Consider the following 15,805-nt stretch of genomic DNA (forward strand, 5'->3'; position numbering starts at 1 on the left):
CGGTCACCATGGGCGAGGACGTCGAGCGTCGCAAGTTCACCAGGCAGGATCGACACGAGTTTCGTCAGAAAGTTCAGGACTGTCTCGACGCCTTGGCGATCATGCTGGCCGACGAGACCTTCCACGTCGGTGAGCCGCAGATCGGTATGGAGATCGAGCTCAATCTCGTCGACGACGACATGGCACCTTCGATGGCCAACGCCGCCGTGCTCGACGCCATCGCCGACCCCGACTACCAAACCGAACTCGGCCAGTTCAACATCGAGATCAACGTCGATCCTCGGCCGTTGCGTGGTGCCTCCATCGCAGAACTGGAAGAGGACCTGCGGCGCTCGCTGAACGCAGCGGACGAACGCGCCCGCACCTCGGGTAGCCGTCTCGCCATGATCGGCATGCTCCCGACCTTGGACGAAGAACACTTTCAGCACCGCTGGCTGTCGGCCAATCCTCGCTACGACCTGCTCAACCAACAGATATTCGCCGCAAGAGGCGAGGACATCGAACTGAAGATCGGTGGTGTTCGACTGCCCGGTGCCGCCGCTACCGAGGACCTGGACATCGTCACCGACACCATCCTTCCCGAGGCGGCGTGCACCTCCGTTCAGTTGCATCTGCAGGTCGCGCCCGACGAGTTCGCGTCGTATTGGAATGCGGCGCAAGCACTCTCGGGAGTTCAGGTGGCCCTTGCCGCCAACTCGCCGTTCTTCGCCGGCCGCGCGCTGTGGCACGAAACTCGCATCCCGCTGTTCGAGCAGGCCACCGATACCCGCCCCCAGGAGCTGAAGAATCAGGGTGTTCGGCCACGGGTGTGGTTCGGCGAACGATGGATCACGTCGATCTTCGATCTGTTCGAGGAGAATTCGCGCTACTTCCCGGCGTTGCTGCCCGTCTGCAGCGACGAGGACCCCAAGGCTGCGCTGGCCGAGGGAAAGACGCCGTCGCTGGCCGAGCTGCGCATGCACAACGGAACCGTCTACCGGTGGAACCGACCGATCTACGACCGGTCCGGCGACGGTCACCACATCCGGCTCGAGAACCGCGTCCTCCCGGCCGGACCTTCGGTGGTGGACACCCTTGCCGACGCCGCGTTCTACTACGGCACGGTGCGAGCACTGGCGGATGCCGATCGACCGTTGTGGTCGCAGATGTCGTTCGACGCTGCGGAGGAGAACGTGCACTCCGCCGCACGCGGCGGCTTCGATTCGATGCTGTACTGGCCCGAGGTCGGCTGGGTCAGTCCACAGGAACTGGTGTTGCGTCGACTGCTGCCGATGGCCGATGCCGGATTGGCCGCCTACGGCGTGGACACGGCCGTGCGCGACCGGTACCTCGGCGTGATCGAAGCGCGGTGCCTGGCGAAGCAGTCCGGGTCGGTCTGGCAGCGAAATTCGGTCGTCGCCCGCGAACGTGCAGGCGACAAGCGGGATCGAGCCCTCGCCGGAATGCTGGGCGACTACGTCACGCAGATGAACTCCGGAGAGCCCGTACACACCTGGACCAACTGACGGCGCTTCGACTCGGTGCGGCAACCGCGTTAGTGTCGCTGCTATGAACTCGCCTGCTTCGGACTCGACCATCGGCCCCGATCGCACCTACGACATCGTCGTCTACGGAGCCACCGGCTTCGTCGGGAAACTGACGGCGAAGTACCTTGCCGAGCACGCTCCGGCCGGCACACGCATCGCTCTGGCCGGTCGTTCGACCGCACGGGTACACGCTGCGCAGAAGGAACTCGGACCGAAGGCCGCACACTGGTCCGCACTCGAGGCCGACGCCACCGACGTCGCGTCGCTGAACACCATGGCCAGGTCCACCAAGGTCGTCATCACCACGGTCGGCCCCTACGCGAAGTACGGTTTGGCGCTGGCCACGGCCTGCGCCGAAGCCGGCACGGACTACGTCGACCTCACCGGCGAGGTCCTGTTCGCCCGCGAGAGCATCGACGCCAATCACGAGATCGCTCAGCGCACCGGAGCACGCATCGTCCACTCGTGTGGATTCGATTCCGTCCCGTCCGACATCGGTGTGCATGCCCTGTACGAGGCCGTCACGGCCGACAACGCAGGCGAACTCACCGACACGACGCTGGTGGTCACCTCGATGTCCGGTGGAGTCAGCGGCGGCACCATCGACTCGCTGCGAGGACAGATCGAGGCGATGAAGAAGGACAAGCGGGCCCGACGGATCGCCGCTCGACCGTACTCACTCAGCCCGGACCGAGGCCTGGAGCCGCAGCTCGGCCGTCAACTCGACACCGTCCTGATCGACGGTAAGAAGATCGACCCGAGCCTGCGCGGATGGAAAGCACCGTTCGTGATGGCCTCCTACAACACACGCGTCGTCCGGCGCAGCAACGCTCTTCGTGATTGGGCCTACGGCAAGCAGTTCCGTTACAGCGAAGTGATGAGCGTCGGGTCGTCGTTCGCCAGTCCGGTACTCGCCGGGGCGCTCTCGGCAGGGCTGTTCGTCGGAGTGTCCGCCATGACGGTATTGCCGGGTAAGGTCCTCGACCGCATCTTGCCCAAGCCAGGAACCGGTCCAAGCGAGAAAGCCCGCGAGAAGGGGCATTTCACCGTCGACCTGTACACCCTCACCACCTCGGGTGCTCGCTACCGGGCCCGGGTCAAGGCGTCGGGCGACCCCGGCTACAAGGCAACCGCGGTGATGCTCGGGGAATCGGCGCTGGCGCTGGTGCTCGGTGGCGATGCATTGCCGAAGGCCAGTGGAGTTCTGACTCCGGCCACCGCGATCGGCGACGTGCTCATCGACCGTCTCAACGCGGCCGGAATGGAGATCTGGGCCAAGCGGAACTGATGTCGGGAACAGCAGTCCCATCGGCACGGGGCCTGCGCCCGTGAGTGCATGGCTCGCGGCGACACTGCCGGTGGCGACCATCGCTGCCGAGTCGGTTGGTGCCCTCGGTACCGCAGTCGGCAGGCTGCGGGGTGTTCTCGGACCGTCCCCCACCGGCGCGGGCCCGACCGCGTCGGCGGAGCGGATAGCGGCATCGTTCATGGGTGACTCGATGCTGCGCCTCGACGGCGCACCGGTGCAGCCGTTCGCAGATCTGTCCGGCTTCTTCCGCGTGTCCGACGGCTGGGTGAGAACTCACGCGAACTATCCGCACCACCGGACCGCGCTGCTCGAGACAGTCGGTCTCGACGAAGGGTGCGGCACAGATGAATTCGCGGCTCGGGTGGCGGGTATCGCCGCTGCAGATCTCGAATGGTCGTGCGCACAGAACGGCGCTCTGGCAGTGCAGGTCCGCACCGAAGACCAGTGGTCCGCTGAGCCTGCAGGAATTGCGGCCGGGTCCGGTCCGGTGATCGCGCGTTCGGACGACACGGGCTCTGCCACGTATCGAGTTCCCGAATTCCGAGGGACTACGGCTGCTCCGCTCGCCGGAGTGCGGGTACTGGACCTGACCCGCGTCATCGCCGGACCGGTGGCCACCCGCGCGCTCGCCCTGTTCGGCGCCGAGGTGCTTCGCGTCGATCCGCCCCACCGCCCCGAAATCACCTGGCAGCACCTGGAAAATGGGCAGGGGAAGCGTTCGGCGACGGTGGACATGAACACGCGTGACGGACGTGCAGTGGTGAACCGACTGCTCGAATTCGCCGATGTCCTGGTTACCGGGTACCGCCCGGGCGCTCTCGAGCGCTTCGGACTCGAACACCGAGCGGACGTCCTGCACGGACGGGTCAGTGCCTGGGGTACCCGCGGACCATGGTCGGGACGGCGTGGCTTCGACAGTCTCGTCCAGGCTGCCACCGGCATCTCGGTACTCGAAGGTAGTGGTGAAGAACTCGGGCGCCTGCCGGCCCAGGCGCTGGACCACGCGAGCGGGTACCTGCTCGCTGCTGGAATCGTCTCGGAGCTGGCCGATCGTGCGTCCGGATTCGGGTCGGCCGCCACCGTCGAAGTATCCCTGGCCCGGACGGCCGCCTGGTTGCTCGAATCACCCGGACGGGATCCCGATCACGGTCCGGTCGAGACCCCGACACCGGACTGTGTGGTCACGAACGGTCGCGTCACAGCGGCGCGTCCGGTGTTCGACGACTACGCCGACTTCCCGTTTCCAGCACGCCCATGGGGAGCCGACGAGGCGCTCTGGTTGTGACGTGCCCTCTGTCTCGTCAGGGCCAGGGTCTCGTCAGGGTCGTCCGGCCAAAGCCGATGCCTCGGTGTAGAGCTCCTTGGCTTCCTCGGTCGAATCCACCTGCGGCGGAGACCCGTCGAGCGGTTGCGTGGCGGATTCGCGCAGGAAACCGACTGCAATGAGTCCGATGACGCCGCTCACGATGAGGTAGTAGGCAGGAATCATCGGACTGCCCGTTGCACTGACCAGAGCCGAGGTCACCAGGGGCGTAGTTCCGCCGAAGATGGAAACCGACAGGTTGAACCCGATCGAGAGCGCGGCGTAGCGAATCCGGGTGGGAAACAGGGCAGGCAGCGTCGATGCGCTCGGTGCCGCGAAACAGGCCAGTACGAGGCCGAGCAGGAGGCACGCGACGAGCGGCCCGACCCATCCGCTGCCACGCAACAGAAGAAAACACGGCACGGCCAGAACGATCTGCCCGACGGCCCCGAACACGAATACCGGTTTGCGGCCGATCCTGTCGGTGAGTCGGCCCACGAGCACGATGATGCTCACCACGACGATCATCGCCGAAAGCACGAGCAAGTCGGCACTGAGCTGACTACGTCCGACAACTTCGGTGAAGTACGTCGGAAGGTACGACGTCACCATGTAGTTGGTCACGTTGTACAACAGCACGATTCCCATGCAGATCAGCAGAGCCCGCCAGTGATCGGTGAAGATCTTTCCCACCGACCTCCGTGCACTCTCCTGCGCTTTCACCTTGCTGTCGTGTTCGTCGAGTTGCTTACGGAATGCGGGAGTGTCCTCGAGCTTGAGCCGTAGATACAGCCCGATGAGCCCCATCGGGCCGGCAACGAAGAACGGTATGCGCCAGCCCCATTCGACCATCGAGGCCTCGCCCAGCACCGCGTTGAGGATCGTCACCAGACCGGAGCCCATCGCGTACCCGACGAAGGTGCCGAAGTCGAGCCAACTACCGAGGAAGCCACGCCGTTTGTCCGGGGAGTACTCGGCGATGAAGGTCGTGGCACCGCCGTACTCACCGCCGGTGGAGAAGCCTTGAACCAAGCGTGCGACGAGAAGGAGAATCGGTGCCCAGATTCCGATGGTCGCGTAGCTGGGGATGAGTCCGACGGCCAGGGTGCCGATGGCCATCATGATCATCGTGGCGGCGAGCACCTTCTGCCGACCGATTCGGTCCCCCAACGGGCCGAAGAACAGGCCGCCCAGTGGCCGAACCACGAATGCTGCGGCGAACGTGGCGAACGTCGAGATGAGCTGAACCGCGGGCGTGGCGTCGGGATAGAACACCTTGCCCAGCGTCGCCGCCAGGTAGCCGTAGACACCGAAGTCGAACCACTCCATCGTGTTGCCGAGGGCCGCAGCCGACACCGCGCGTTTGAGCATCGGTTGATCGACGACGGTGATGCTCTCCTCCGACAGCGCCGGCTTTCTCCGCATCCGATGGGAGAACGCGTCACGTCGGAGGAGTTGGACATGCCGATGTCCCCATCGCGATTGTCGGGGTGACGACTCGGGAGATTCTGGACCTTGCGCAACCGTCATTGCTGCAACGTTAGCCAGGGGAATGACCGCTGATCAAACAGCGAACACGACAAAAAGCGACATCGGTCCAGGTTTCGCCAGGTCGGTGGTCGAATGATCCGTTTTGCCTGGCCCCCTTGACAATTGGGGCAATACGGTCGATCCGGACATCGGGGGACGAGGTGGACCGTCGCCCCTCGGCCCGGTACTGGCACGATGGACTCGTGCCGAACCACAACTACGGACTCACAGTGAACTGGACGGGCAACCGCGGCGAGGGCACCTCGGGCGCCTCCTGCTACGACCGCGACCACGTTGTCTCGGCTCCAGGGAAACCCGACCTCGCAGCAAGTTCCGATCCCAGCTTCCGCGGAGATGCAGAGCGCTGGAATCCCGAGGAGCTCCTCGTGGCCTCGCTGTCGAGTTGCCACATGCTCTGGTACCTCGGACTGGCCGCCGCATCGGGCGTGACCGTCACCGGCTACATCGACTCCCCCACCGGGGTGATGACCGAGCAATCCGACGGGTCCGGGCAGTTCGTCGAAGTCACCCTGGCCCCGGTCGTGAGCGTGGCCGACCCGTCGATGGTGGCCCGCGCCGAGAAACTGCACGCATCCGCGTCGTCGAAGTGCTTCATCGCACGTTCGGTCAATTTTCCGGTTCGCCACACCCCGACCACGCAGGTGGCCGCATGACGGTGCCACTGATCGTCGACGTCGACACCGGGATCGACGACTCGCTCGCCCTGCTCTACCTGCTCGCGACCGAGGAGGCAGACATACTGGGTATCGCCTCCACCGCCGGGAACGTGCCGGTCGATCAGGTTGCCGCGAACAACCTGGCCTGGCTCGACCTGTGCCGCGCAGGCGATGTCGAAGTAGCGCTCGGTGCCCAGATGCCGCTCGTGGCACCGCTGATGACCACGGAGGAAACCCACGGGCCACAGGGAATCGGGTATGCAGAGCTACCGGTCTCGCCGCGACCGCTGTCGGAGCGAGACGCCACCACGATGTGGATCGAGCTGGTCCGGTCGCGTCCGGGCGAGATCACCGGTCTCGTCACCGGTCCACTGACCAATCTCGCGCTGGCGATCCGGCGTGACCCCGAGCTTCCTCGACTGTTGAAGCGTCTGGTGCTGATGGGCGGAGCCTTCCAACACCAGGGCAACACCACACCTACCAGCGAATGGAACATCGCGGTGGACCCGGAGGCAGCCGCGGAGGTGTTCGCGGCCTTCTCCGGACTACCTGCCGAGCGTCGCCCCATCGTCTGTGCGCTCGACATCACCGAGACCATCGAGATGACGCCGGAACACGTCCGGCGGCTTGCCGAACGGGCCGGAAGCTCTCCAGGCGAGGTGATCTCGTCGAGTGATGCACCAGGGGTTCGGTCGACCGCGTCGAATCCGATCGTGCGGCACTTCTCCGACGCGGTGCGGTTCTACATGGAATTTCATCGTGATCACGATCAAGGATTCCTGGCGCACATGCACGATCCGTTCGCGGCCGCTGTCGCACTGGACGCGGATATCGCCACCTACCGTCACGCGACCGTCGACGTCGAACTCGTCGGAACCCTCACGCGCGGAACCACAGTCGCGGACTGGCGCGGAATGTGGGGCAGGGACGCGAACGTCGCGATCGCGACGCACACCGATCCGGAGGCGTTCTTCGACCGCTTGATCGATCGTGTCGGAGCTCTCGCCGCCCGGCTCTATCCCGCGACGCCGGCGGCCGACGCAGATTCAGGAATCGAACGCGTCGAGTAGCTCCTGCGCCGCGAGCGCGGCGGTCAGGGAACCGTCGCGCACCCGGGCCTCGACGTCGCTGCGGATGGCCTTGACGGAGGGATTCTGCGCCAGCCGGCGCAGCAGCTGATCGTTGACCATCGTCCACGTCCAATCGACCTGCTGCTTGCGACGCTTCTCTGCGAATTCGCCTGCGTCACTGAGTACTTGCCGATGGCGCAGCACTGTATCCCAGTACTCGTCGAGCCCGGTGCCCTCGATGGCACTCATCGTCAACACCGGGGGCTTCCAGATCGCATCGTGTGGATAGATCAGCCGCAACGCGCCCGCCAACTCCCGCGCCGCGTTCTTCGCGTCGGTCGCGTGCTTGCCGTCGGCCTTGTTGACGGCCACCAGATCGGCGAGTTCGAGAACGCCCTTCTTGATGCCCTGCAACTGATCTCCGGTGCGCGCAAGCGTGAGGAACGTGAAGCAGTCGACCATGTTCGCGACCGTCACCTCCGACTGTCCGACGCCCACCGTCTCGACCAGGATCACGTCGAAACCGGCTGCTTCGAGCAGGACGATGGTCTCTCGGGTCGCACGCGCCACTCCGCCCAGAGTTCCCGACGTCGGAGACGGCCGAATGTACGCGTTCTCCTGCACCGCCAATCGCGACATCCGGGTCTTGTCACCCAGGATCGAACCACCGGTCCGCGTCGACGACGGATCGACGGCCAGCACCGCGACCCGGTGCCCCTTCTCGATCAACCGCATTCCGAGCGCGTCGATGAAGGTCGATTTGCCGACCCCCGGCACGCCGGTGATTCCGACGCGATGGGAACCACCTGCATCGGGCAGAACCCGAAGAAGCAACTGCTGAGCAAGGTCTCGATGATCCGATCGAGTCGACTCGACCAGGGTGATGGCACGCGCCAGACCGGATCGCTCGTTCGCTCGGACCGCGTCGGCCACCGCATCGATGTCGATGGTTCGGCCTCTCGGCGACGCTGCACCGGTCGAGGTACTCGTGTTGTCGTTCGGAGAACCCATACTCAGGCGTTGGCCTCGCGTGGTGCGTGCCCGAGCGCGACGGACAGCTTCTCCACCAGCCCGATTGCGGCGTCGGCGATGACGGTGCCCGGAGGGAAGATCGCCGCGGCGCCCGCCGCGTAGAGCTCGTCGAAGTCACCGGGCGGGATGACGCCACCGACGACGATCATGATGTCTCCGCGGCCGACGTCGGCCAAGGCCTGACGCAAGGCGGGCACCAGCGTCAGATGGCCTGCCGCCAGGGACGACACGCCGACCACGTGGACGTCGTTGTCGGCGGCCTGGCGGGCCACCTCCTCCGGCGTCTGGAACAGTGGGCCGACGTCGACGTCGAAGCCGATGTCCGCGAACGCCGTGGCGATGACCTTCTGGCCACGGTCGTGCCCGTCCTGACCCATCTTGCACACCAGCACACGGGGCCGACGGCCCTCGTCCTCGGCGAACTGCTCGACCAGCCCGGTGGCGCGGGTGATGTTCTCGGATTTACCTGCCTCGTCGCGGTACACACCACTGATTGTCCGGATTTCCGCCTGATGGCGCCCGTAGACCTTCTCGAGCGCATCGGAGATTTCGCCGACGGTGGCCATCTTGCGCGCGGCGTCGATGGCGAGAGCGAGCAGATTGTTCTCCATTCCCGGCTGATCCGAGGCCGCGGCCCGGGTCAGATTCGCCAGTGCTGCCTCGACTTCGGCCGTGTCGCGCTCGGCACGAAGGCGTTCGAGCTTCTCGATCTGCTCACGGCGGACCTTCGAGTTCTCGACCTTGAGCACCTCGATGGTGTCGGGCTCGTCGGGCACGTACTTGTTGACGCCCACCAGCGGCTGTCGGCCGGAGTCGATGCGAGCCTGGGTGCGGGCCGCCGCCTCCTCGATGCGCAGCTTGGGAATGCCCTCACCGATGGCCTGGGCCATACCGCCCGCTTCCTCGACCTCGGCGATATGTGCCCGAGCCCGATTCGCGAGCTGGTGGGTGAGCCATTCGACGTAATGCGAGCCGCCCCACGGATCGATCGGGCGCACGGTGTTGGATTCCTGAGCGATGAGCAGCTGGGTGTTGCGTGCGATGCGGGCCGAGAAGTCCGTCGGCAGCGCCAGTGCTTCGTCGAGCGCATTGGTATGCAGGGACTGGGTGTGGCCCTGGGTCGCGGCCATGGCTTCGACGCAGGTACGCGCGACGTTGTTGAAGACGTCCTGTGCAGTCAACGACCAACCCGACGTCTGCGAATGAGTGCGCAGCGAACGGGATTTGGCGCTCTTGGGCTCGAATTGTTGGACGAGTTCGGCCCATAGCAGGCGCCCGGCACGGAGCTTGGCGACCTCCATGAAGAAGTTCATTCCGATGGCCCAGAAGAACGACAGTCGCGGTGCGAACGTATCGATGTCCATACCTGCATCGAGGCCGGCGCGGATGTACTCGACACCGTCCGCGAGGGTGTAGGCCAGTTCGAGATCGGCTGTGGCACCGGCTTCTTGGATGTGGTAGCCGGAGATCGAGATCGAGTTGTACTTCGGCATCTTCTCGCTGGTGTACGCGAAGATGTCCGAGATGATGCGCATCGACGGCTTCGGCGGATAGATGTAGGTGTTGCGCACCATGAACTCTTTGAGGATGTCGTTCTGGATGGTGCCGGCGAGTTTCTCCGGCCCGACGCCCTGCTCCTCCGCGGCGGCGACGTACAGCGCCAGGATCGGCAGCACCGCTCCGTTCATCGTCATCGACACCGAGACACTACCGAGGTCGATGCCGTCGAACAGCTGACGCATGTCGTAGATGGAATCGATTGCGACACCGGCCATTCCGACGTCACCCTGCACGCGCGGATGATCGGAGTCGTACCCGCGGTGGGTGGCCAGGTCGAATGCCACCGACAGGCCCTTCTGGCCGGCCGCGAGGTTACGGCGGTAGAAGGCGTTGGACTCGGCCGCGGTGGAGAATCCGGCGTACTGACGAATGGTCCACGGCTGGTTGACGTACATCGTGGGATACGGCCCGCGGAGGAACGGCGGGGCACCCGGATAGCTGTGCAGCGGATAGCCCTCGGCCTCCGCGGCGTCACGATCCGCCTCGGTGAACACCGGCTTGACGTCGATGCCCTCGGGGGTGGACCACACCACCTGCTCGGGAGTGTAGAAATTGGCCTTCGCACCCTGCTCCACATGAGCGGCGACGTCCTCGGCCGAGGGGGGTGACGGCGTCGGCTCGTCGGGGTCGACCAGGGGCACGTCGGCGAAACTGCCGATGGTGTGCGAGATTCGGTTCTCGTCGGTCGTCACTTCGAGGCTCCCAGGGTGTCGAGAAGTTCGGTCAGCACGGCGACGGCATCGACCTTCGCGGTCAGGAATCCATCGGGACGCGACGTGCCCTCGATGCCGGCGAAGATCTTCTCGGGTCCGGCGAGAAGAACCCGCGAAACACCAGCGGCGCGTGCTGCATCCACGGCAGTGGACGCCTCGTCGGCGTATCGCTTGTCGGTACCGCACACCACTGCCACGGAGGCTCGAGAGCTCCCGACCGATCCGGCAATTCCGTCCACGGTCAGTGGACCTGGATTGACAGCCTCGATTCCGCCCGAAGCCAGCAGATTCGATGCGAACGTCGTTCGGACGTTGTGTTCGGCGACGCTTCCCAGCGGTATCAGGAGCACGGTGGGCCGCGAATCATGCTCGGCCAGAAAGGCATCCGACCGATCCCGAAGCGCCTCGAAGGCTCTGCCGTACCGGTGCACCGCCGAGCCCTGCTGCGCGGTCTGCTCGGGGCTCAGTGGAGCCTCGGCCAGATTGGGGAATTCGTTGACGCCGGTCAGTGGGGTGAGCCGGTGGGCGATGTCGGAATCGCGCTCTGCACGGGTCTTCTCGATCGCCGCCACGAGTGAACCGTCGTCGACGGCGGCGCGGAATCCACCCGACGCTTCGACATTCTGGAAGAACTCCCAGGCCTTCGCGGCGACCGCGGCCGTCAGCTCCTCGATGTACCAGGACCCCGCGCCCGGATCCAGCACCCGTCCCAGATGGGCTTCCTCGAGCAGCAGCAATTGGGTGTTCCTGGCGATGCGGGCCGCGAAGGTCTTCGACACGCCCGCCGCGCCGCCGTGCAGCGCGGCATCGAACGGCAGTACCGTCACCGAATCCGCGCCGCCCACCCCGGCACCGAACGACGCGAGTGTGGTGCGCAGCATGTTCACCCACGGATCTCGTTGAGACATCATTGCTTCCGAGGTCACCGCATGCTGTGGAGCATCACCGGCGTCCGGGGATCCGCACACCTGCGCAACGCGCGCCCACAGTGTGCGCGCGGCCCTGAACTTGGCGATGGTCTGAAACTGATCATCGGTGGCGGCGAACCGGAATTCGATCTGGCGCAGAGCATCCGAGATGCCGATTCCTGCGTTCGTCATGGAGCGGACGTACTCGAGGCCTGCGGCAATCGACGCACCGAGTTCCTGCGCGTCGCCGGCTCCGAGATTGTGGAAGACGGTGCCGTCGACGGTGATCGTGCGAACGGTCTCGGCGCGACCGATCGACTCGCGGACCAGCTCGAGTGCCTCGGTCATCTCGATCGTCGCGGTGCCCCCCAACTGCGCAGTGAGGGTGGACACTCCGAGTCGGATATCGACCGCGGCGCGATCGTCGATGTCGGCCGAGTCGAGAATCGAGAACAACGAGGCTGCCGCGGCAGATACGTCCTCGCGCGCATCGATCGTCAGCGGTGCGAGCTCGAGGAACACCCCGCGCAAAGCCTCCGGCAGCACGGTCGGGTCGACGCCGTGGCCGCCGACCGTCAACCACAGGGCGCTGGTGCCGTTGGACAGCGAGTCGAGAATCTGGGTGTTGAGAACGGACGCGTCACCGTCGGCGGCGTCACGGGCAGTCGAGCCGTGCCGAGTGCACACCTTCCAGCCTGCATTGACGTCGCGATGGGGATCGCGACCCCGTAGGTACGGAAACTGGCCCGGTAGCGGACCTTCCGGTCGCTCGTCGAACGCTGTGTACAACGGGGAGACCGTGATCCCGTCGTAGGTCGTGGAATCGAGAAGATGTTCGGGATCGGCGGGCAGATCGGCCACCTCGACCCTGCGAGATTTGGCCAACACACCGGCCACTGACTTCTGCCAGGCCGCATGAGCACTGCGTGCGGCATCTTCGTGCGACGCGATGGACACGTGTGCTGCTCCCTCGGTTCGGCGGGCAGTTCTACACCCGACTTGAAGTGATGCTAACCCCACTTCATTGCAGGTTATCGTGAGGATCACCTCACGTTCGGTCGTACCACTCGGTCGTCGAACTCCGAGATGGCGAAGGTGTCACCTTGCGCCGGTACGCTGGCCTCTCGTGACCCGGCACCTGCGCGACCTCCGACTGATCGCGCTGGTGGCGGTGATCGTTGTCTTCGCCCTCGTGGCCGTGTTCGCTCCCCATCCGAGTGTCGAAGAGATTCGCCAGTGGGGAACAGCCGTCGGGCCTGCGTTCCCGCTCGCTTTCTTCGCCGTGCACGCGATCGTGACCATCGCGCCGGTCCCGAGAACCCTGTTCACACTCAGTGCCGGAGTTCTGTTCGGGCCGCTGACCGGCCTGGCCGTCACTATCGGTGCGTCGACGGTCAGCGCAATCTTGGCTCTGTTGCTGGTCCGCGCGATCGGACGCGAGGCCGTGGCAGCTCGAATGTCCCATTCGGCCCTGGACTCGATCGACGACAGCCTTCGCCGGAGAGGCTGGCTCGCCGTCGGTTCTCTGCGCTTGATCGCCCCGGTGCCGTTCTCGTTGGTGAACTACGCCTGCGGTGTATCGGCGGTGCGTCTCGTGCCGTTCGCCGTGGCGACCGCGATCGGCATGCTGCCGGGCACTCTCGGGATCGTCGTGATCGGCGGTGCCATCGGAGGTGAGACGCATCCGGTGCTGCTGGTGCTGTCCGCGGTCTGCATCGCGATCGGACTGAGCGGCCTGGTGGTGGATTGGCGGCTCTCGCGCGGCTCGAAGTCGGAGCGTGTTCCTGCCGGCAGTCAGCAGGGCGGGAGCCTTGACTCCGATGAATCAAGCCTTGAAGCTTGACTATTCCAAATCAACGACCTAGCCTTGTCCAATGTTCGTTCTGACCGTGGACCAACGTCGAAGTAGACGTGATATCGATCGGGTGCCCGAACTGCTCGACCGGTATCGCAACCACGGGCTGATCCGTCCTTTCGATCGCACGGCAGGAGACGAAGTCCAAGCCGTGTGCGAGGACGCCGCCACCGTCGTCTCCATCGCGCTCGAACTGGTATCCACGCCACAGTGGAGCGTAGGAATCGGCATCGGTTCCGTAGAGCTTCCGCTACCGGAAACCACGCGAGCCGGACGTGGTCCGGCTTTCGAGGCAGCTCGAGACGCTGTGACCAGAGCCAAGGGAACCCCCGCCGCGCTTGCCGTCTCCGGCCCCGAGCCCACTGCCGCCGAAGATGCGGAGACGGCATTCACCCTTGTTGCCCTCCTGATCGGCCGCCGCTCGGACCACGGCCGCGAAGCGGTTGCACTCATGGAGGGCGGGTTGTCGCAGACCGACGCGGCAGAGCGGTTGAAGATCAGCAAACAAGCTATGTCGCAACGACTCTCCGTCGCCGGCTGGCAGGTGGAGAATGCGGGACGCACCCTGGCGACTCGATTGCTCGACACCGCGAACACGACGGGAAGCCATCGGCCATGATCGTTGCCACCCTGGTGCTACTGGCACTGACCGCAGTCGCCGCTACCATCCCCGCCGGCACCAGCATTCGCCGATGGTTGCCCACCGCCGCCGCGTCGAGTCTGCTCGCGGCAGCCGCGATCCTGGCCACGGTGGCCGGACCGGCCTACGGTCTCGGCCACGCCATCGGAGTGGTCCTCACCGTCCTCGCTGCGGCCCTGGGCGGAACAGCGATGGTACCCACAGTGTTTCGCGTCGCACGACGACAAAGCGACTCGACCGGAGACGATCCGGTCGAGCCGCTGCGTGGTGGACTGACCATCGGCATCCTCGAACGCGTGGCCGTTGCCGTGTCGATCCTCGCCGGTTGGCCGGAAGGGATCGCCATCGTGCTGGCAGTCAAGGGACTCGCGCGCTATCCCGAGCTGCGCGAATCCCATGCCTCCGAACAGTTCATCATCGGCACCTTCGCCAGCGTGCTGTGGGCCCTGGCCGCTGCCGGTGTAGGAACCGCCCTGTTCAACTGATCACCGAAGATCTCAGCGCTGTTCCGGCTCCGCCTCGGGCGACGCCGAGAGGGCACCGACGTCGAAGCCCTTCGAGAGTTCGGGAGACGCAGCCAACGACGTGTCGACCGGCTTGCGCGCCACTGCTTCAGCAGCCTTGACCGCCTCGGCGACCGCCGGATCGGTCTTGGTCTCGAACCATTCGGCTACCTCGTCCGAGTCGTCCTCGGGCTTGGGCTCGTTGCCCGCCGACTCGTTGGGCTCGTAGCGGAACACCCCATCCTCGCCGGGAGCACCGAGTGTCTTGGCGAAGCCCTTGAGCGCATCGCCGAAATCGCTCGGGATCATCCACACCTTGTTGGCGTCGCCCTGAGCCATCTGTGGCAGCGTCTGCATGTACTGGTACGCGAGCAACTCGGGTGTGGGCTTGCCTGCCTTGATGGCACCGAACACCTTCTCGATCGCCTTGGCCTGACCCTGAGCTTCGAGGTACTTCGCGGCGCGGTCACCCTGCGCTCGCAGGATGCGCGACTGCCGCTCACCCTCGGCGGTGAGAATCGCTGCCTGCTTGCCACCCTCGGCTGCAAGAATTCGACTCTGCTTGTCACCCTCGGCTGTCTTGATCGCCGATTCACGATGTCCTTCGGCAGTGAGGATGGTCGCTCGCTTTTCACGATCGGCCTTCATCTGCTTCTCCATCGACTCCTGAATCGAGGGCGGCGGATCGATGCTCTTGAGCTCCACTCGGGCCACTCGCAGGCCCCATCGGCCGGTTGCCTCGTCCAGCACGACGCGGAGTTGACCGTTGATCGAATCACGCGAGGTGAGCGTCTCTTCCAGCGTCATTCCACCGACGACGTTGCGCAGAGTGGTGGTCGTCAACTGCTCGACGCCGACGATGTAATTGTTGATCTCGTACACGGCCGATTGCGGATTGGTCACCTGGAAGTAGACGACGGTGTCGATCGACACGGTCAGGTTGTCCTTGGTGATCACCGGCTGCGGGGGAAACGACACGACCCTCTCGCGCAGGTCGACCTTGGCACGAATGCGGTCGACGAACGGTACGAGGACCGTGAGCTGCCCGGACACGGTGCGCGTGTAGCGGCCGAGCCGCTCGATCACGGCTGCCTCGGCTTGCGGGACGATCGAGATGGACTTGGCCATCAGCACCGCGACGAACACGACGATGACAGCCAGTGCGATGAGTGCTTCCAC

13 protein-coding genes are annotated in these 15,805 nt (G+C 65.2%); 8 read left to right on the forward strand and 5 right to left on the reverse strand.

Annotated features, from left to right (window positions below):
* Window positions 1–8: 8 nt before the first annotated feature.
* From BH93_RS13850 to BH93_RS13860, 3 genes are read left to right on the forward strand one after another with little or no spacing between them, the layout of a single operon-like run.
* Window positions 9–1,505, forward strand: coding sequence for a glutamate-cysteine ligase family protein (locus BH93_RS13850; RefSeq protein ID WP_037173776.1), 1,497 nt, complete (start codon window positions 9–11; stop codon window positions 1,503–1,505).
* Between the two features lie 43 nt (window positions 1,506–1,548).
* Window positions 1,549–2,814: a saccharopine dehydrogenase family protein gene (locus BH93_RS13855; protein ID WP_052058386.1), complete on the forward strand. Its 1,266-nt coding sequence runs from the start codon at window positions 1,549–1,551 to the stop codon at window positions 2,812–2,814.
* 40 nt (window positions 2,815–2,854) lie between these two features.
* The gene (locus tag BH93_RS13860) at window positions 2,855–4,120 is read left to right on the forward strand and encodes a CoA transferase (RefSeq protein WP_155290943.1); all 1,266 of its coding nucleotides are present in this window, start codon (window positions 2,855–2,857) and stop codon (window positions 4,118–4,120) included.
* 33 nt (window positions 4,121–4,153) lie between these two features.
* Here BH93_RS13860 and proP read toward each other — a convergent pair whose 3' ends face one another.
* On the reverse strand, window positions 4,154–5,563 hold the full coding sequence (gene proP / locus BH93_RS13865) for a glycine betaine/L-proline transporter ProP (protein WP_230594580.1): 1,410 nt from the start codon (window positions 5,561–5,563) through the stop codon (window positions 4,154–4,156).
* Window positions 5,564–5,871: 308 nt separating this feature from the next.
* Here proP and BH93_RS13870 point away from each other — a divergent pair, with 308 nt between their 5' ends.
* Both BH93_RS13870 and BH93_RS13875 read left to right on the forward strand, forming a co-directional pair.
* Complete coding sequence (locus tag BH93_RS13870) at window positions 5,872–6,342, forward strand: OsmC family protein (RefSeq protein WP_037174286.1); 471 nt, start codon at window positions 5,872–5,874, stop codon at window positions 6,340–6,342.
* Window positions 6,339–7,415: a nucleoside hydrolase gene (locus BH93_RS13875; protein WP_052065084.1), complete on the forward strand. Its 1,077-nt coding sequence runs from the start codon at window positions 6,339–6,341 to the stop codon at window positions 7,413–7,415. Before BH93_RS13870 ends, BH93_RS13875 begins: the two co-directional genes overlap by 4 nt.
* Here the strand turns inward: BH93_RS13875 and meaB are convergent.
* Genes meaB through mutA form a run of 3 tightly spaced genes read right to left on the reverse strand, consistent with a single transcriptional unit; the run spans window position 7,392 to window position 12,585 of the window.
* Window positions 7,392–8,426, reverse strand: a complete 1,035-nt coding sequence (gene meaB, locus BH93_RS13880; RefSeq protein WP_052065085.1) for a methylmalonyl Co-A mutase-associated GTPase MeaB — start codon at window positions 8,424–8,426, stop codon at window positions 7,392–7,394. The two genes, BH93_RS13875 and meaB, sit on opposite strands and share 24 nt — an antisense overlap.
* Before the next feature lie 2 nt (window positions 8,427–8,428).
* Entirely contained in the window at window positions 8,429–10,699 is a 2,271-nt protein-coding gene (gene scpA / locus BH93_RS13885) for a methylmalonyl-CoA mutase (protein WP_037150476.1), read from the reverse strand.
* Window positions 10,696–12,585 (reverse strand): methylmalonyl-CoA mutase small subunit, encoded by a 1,890-nt coding sequence (mutA, locus tag BH93_RS13890; RefSeq protein WP_037173783.1) that lies wholly within the window; start codon window positions 12,583–12,585, stop codon window positions 10,696–10,698. The genes scpA and mutA overlap by 4 nt, the downstream gene beginning before the upstream one ends.
* Window positions 12,586–12,754: 169 nt before the next feature.
* Between mutA and BH93_RS13895 the strand changes: the two genes are divergently transcribed.
* From BH93_RS13895 to BH93_RS13905, 3 genes are read left to right on the forward strand one after another with little or no spacing between them, the layout of a single operon-like run.
* Entirely contained in the window at window positions 12,755–13,471 is a 717-nt protein-coding gene (locus BH93_RS13895) for a TVP38/TMEM64 family protein (protein WP_037150482.1), read from the forward strand.
* 31 nt (window positions 13,472–13,502) lie between these two features.
* Window positions 13,503–14,102 carry a hypothetical protein gene (locus BH93_RS13900; RefSeq protein ID WP_037173784.1) on the forward strand — a complete coding sequence of 200 codons (600 nt, stop codon included), beginning with the start codon at window positions 13,503–13,505 and terminating at the stop codon, window positions 14,100–14,102.
* Window positions 14,099–14,608, forward strand: a complete 510-nt coding sequence (locus BH93_RS13905; protein ID WP_037173786.1) for a hypothetical protein — start codon at window positions 14,099–14,101, stop codon at window positions 14,606–14,608. Before BH93_RS13900 ends, BH93_RS13905 begins: the two co-directional genes overlap by 4 nt.
* Before the next feature lie 12 nt (window positions 14,609–14,620).
* Here BH93_RS13905 and BH93_RS13910 read toward each other — a convergent pair whose 3' ends face one another.
* Window positions 14,621–15,805, reverse strand: coding sequence for an SPFH domain-containing protein (locus tag BH93_RS13910; protein ID WP_032377853.1), 1,185 nt, complete (start codon window positions 15,803–15,805; stop codon window positions 14,621–14,623).

This window comes from Rhodococcoides fascians A25f, assembly GCF_000760935.2.
In the GTDB taxonomy this organism is placed as follows: domain Bacteria; phylum Actinomycetota; class Actinomycetes; order Mycobacteriales; family Mycobacteriaceae; genus Rhodococcoides.

What these genes read in the sequence shown, in the direction of transcription:
- BH93_RS13905 (WP_037173786.1), top strand. Translation starts at nt 14,099, where the DNA reads ATGATCGTTGCCACCCTGGTGCTACTGGCACTGACCGCAGTCGCCGCT.
- BH93_RS13855 (WP_052058386.1), top strand. Translation starts at nt 1,549, where the DNA reads ATGAACTCGCCTGCTTCGGACTCGACCATCGGCCCCGATCGCACCTAC.
- meaB (WP_052065085.1), bottom strand. Translation starts at nt 8,426, where the DNA reads ATGGGTTCTCCGAACGACAACACGAGTACCTCGACCGGTGCAGCGTCG.
- BH93_RS13900 (WP_037173784.1), top strand. Translation starts at nt 13,503, where the DNA reads ATGTTCGTTCTGACCGTGGACCAACGTCGAAGTAGACGTGATATCGAT.
- BH93_RS13850 (WP_037173776.1), top strand. Translation starts at nt 9, where the DNA reads ATGGGCGAGGACGTCGAGCGTCGCAAGTTCACCAGGCAGGATCGACAC.
- proP (WP_230594580.1), bottom strand. Translation starts at nt 5,563, where the DNA reads ATGCGGAGAAAGCCGGCGCTGTCGGAGGAGAGCATCACCGTCGTCGAT.
- BH93_RS13875 (WP_052065084.1), top strand. Translation starts at nt 6,339, where the DNA reads ATGACGGTGCCACTGATCGTCGACGTCGACACCGGGATCGACGACTCG.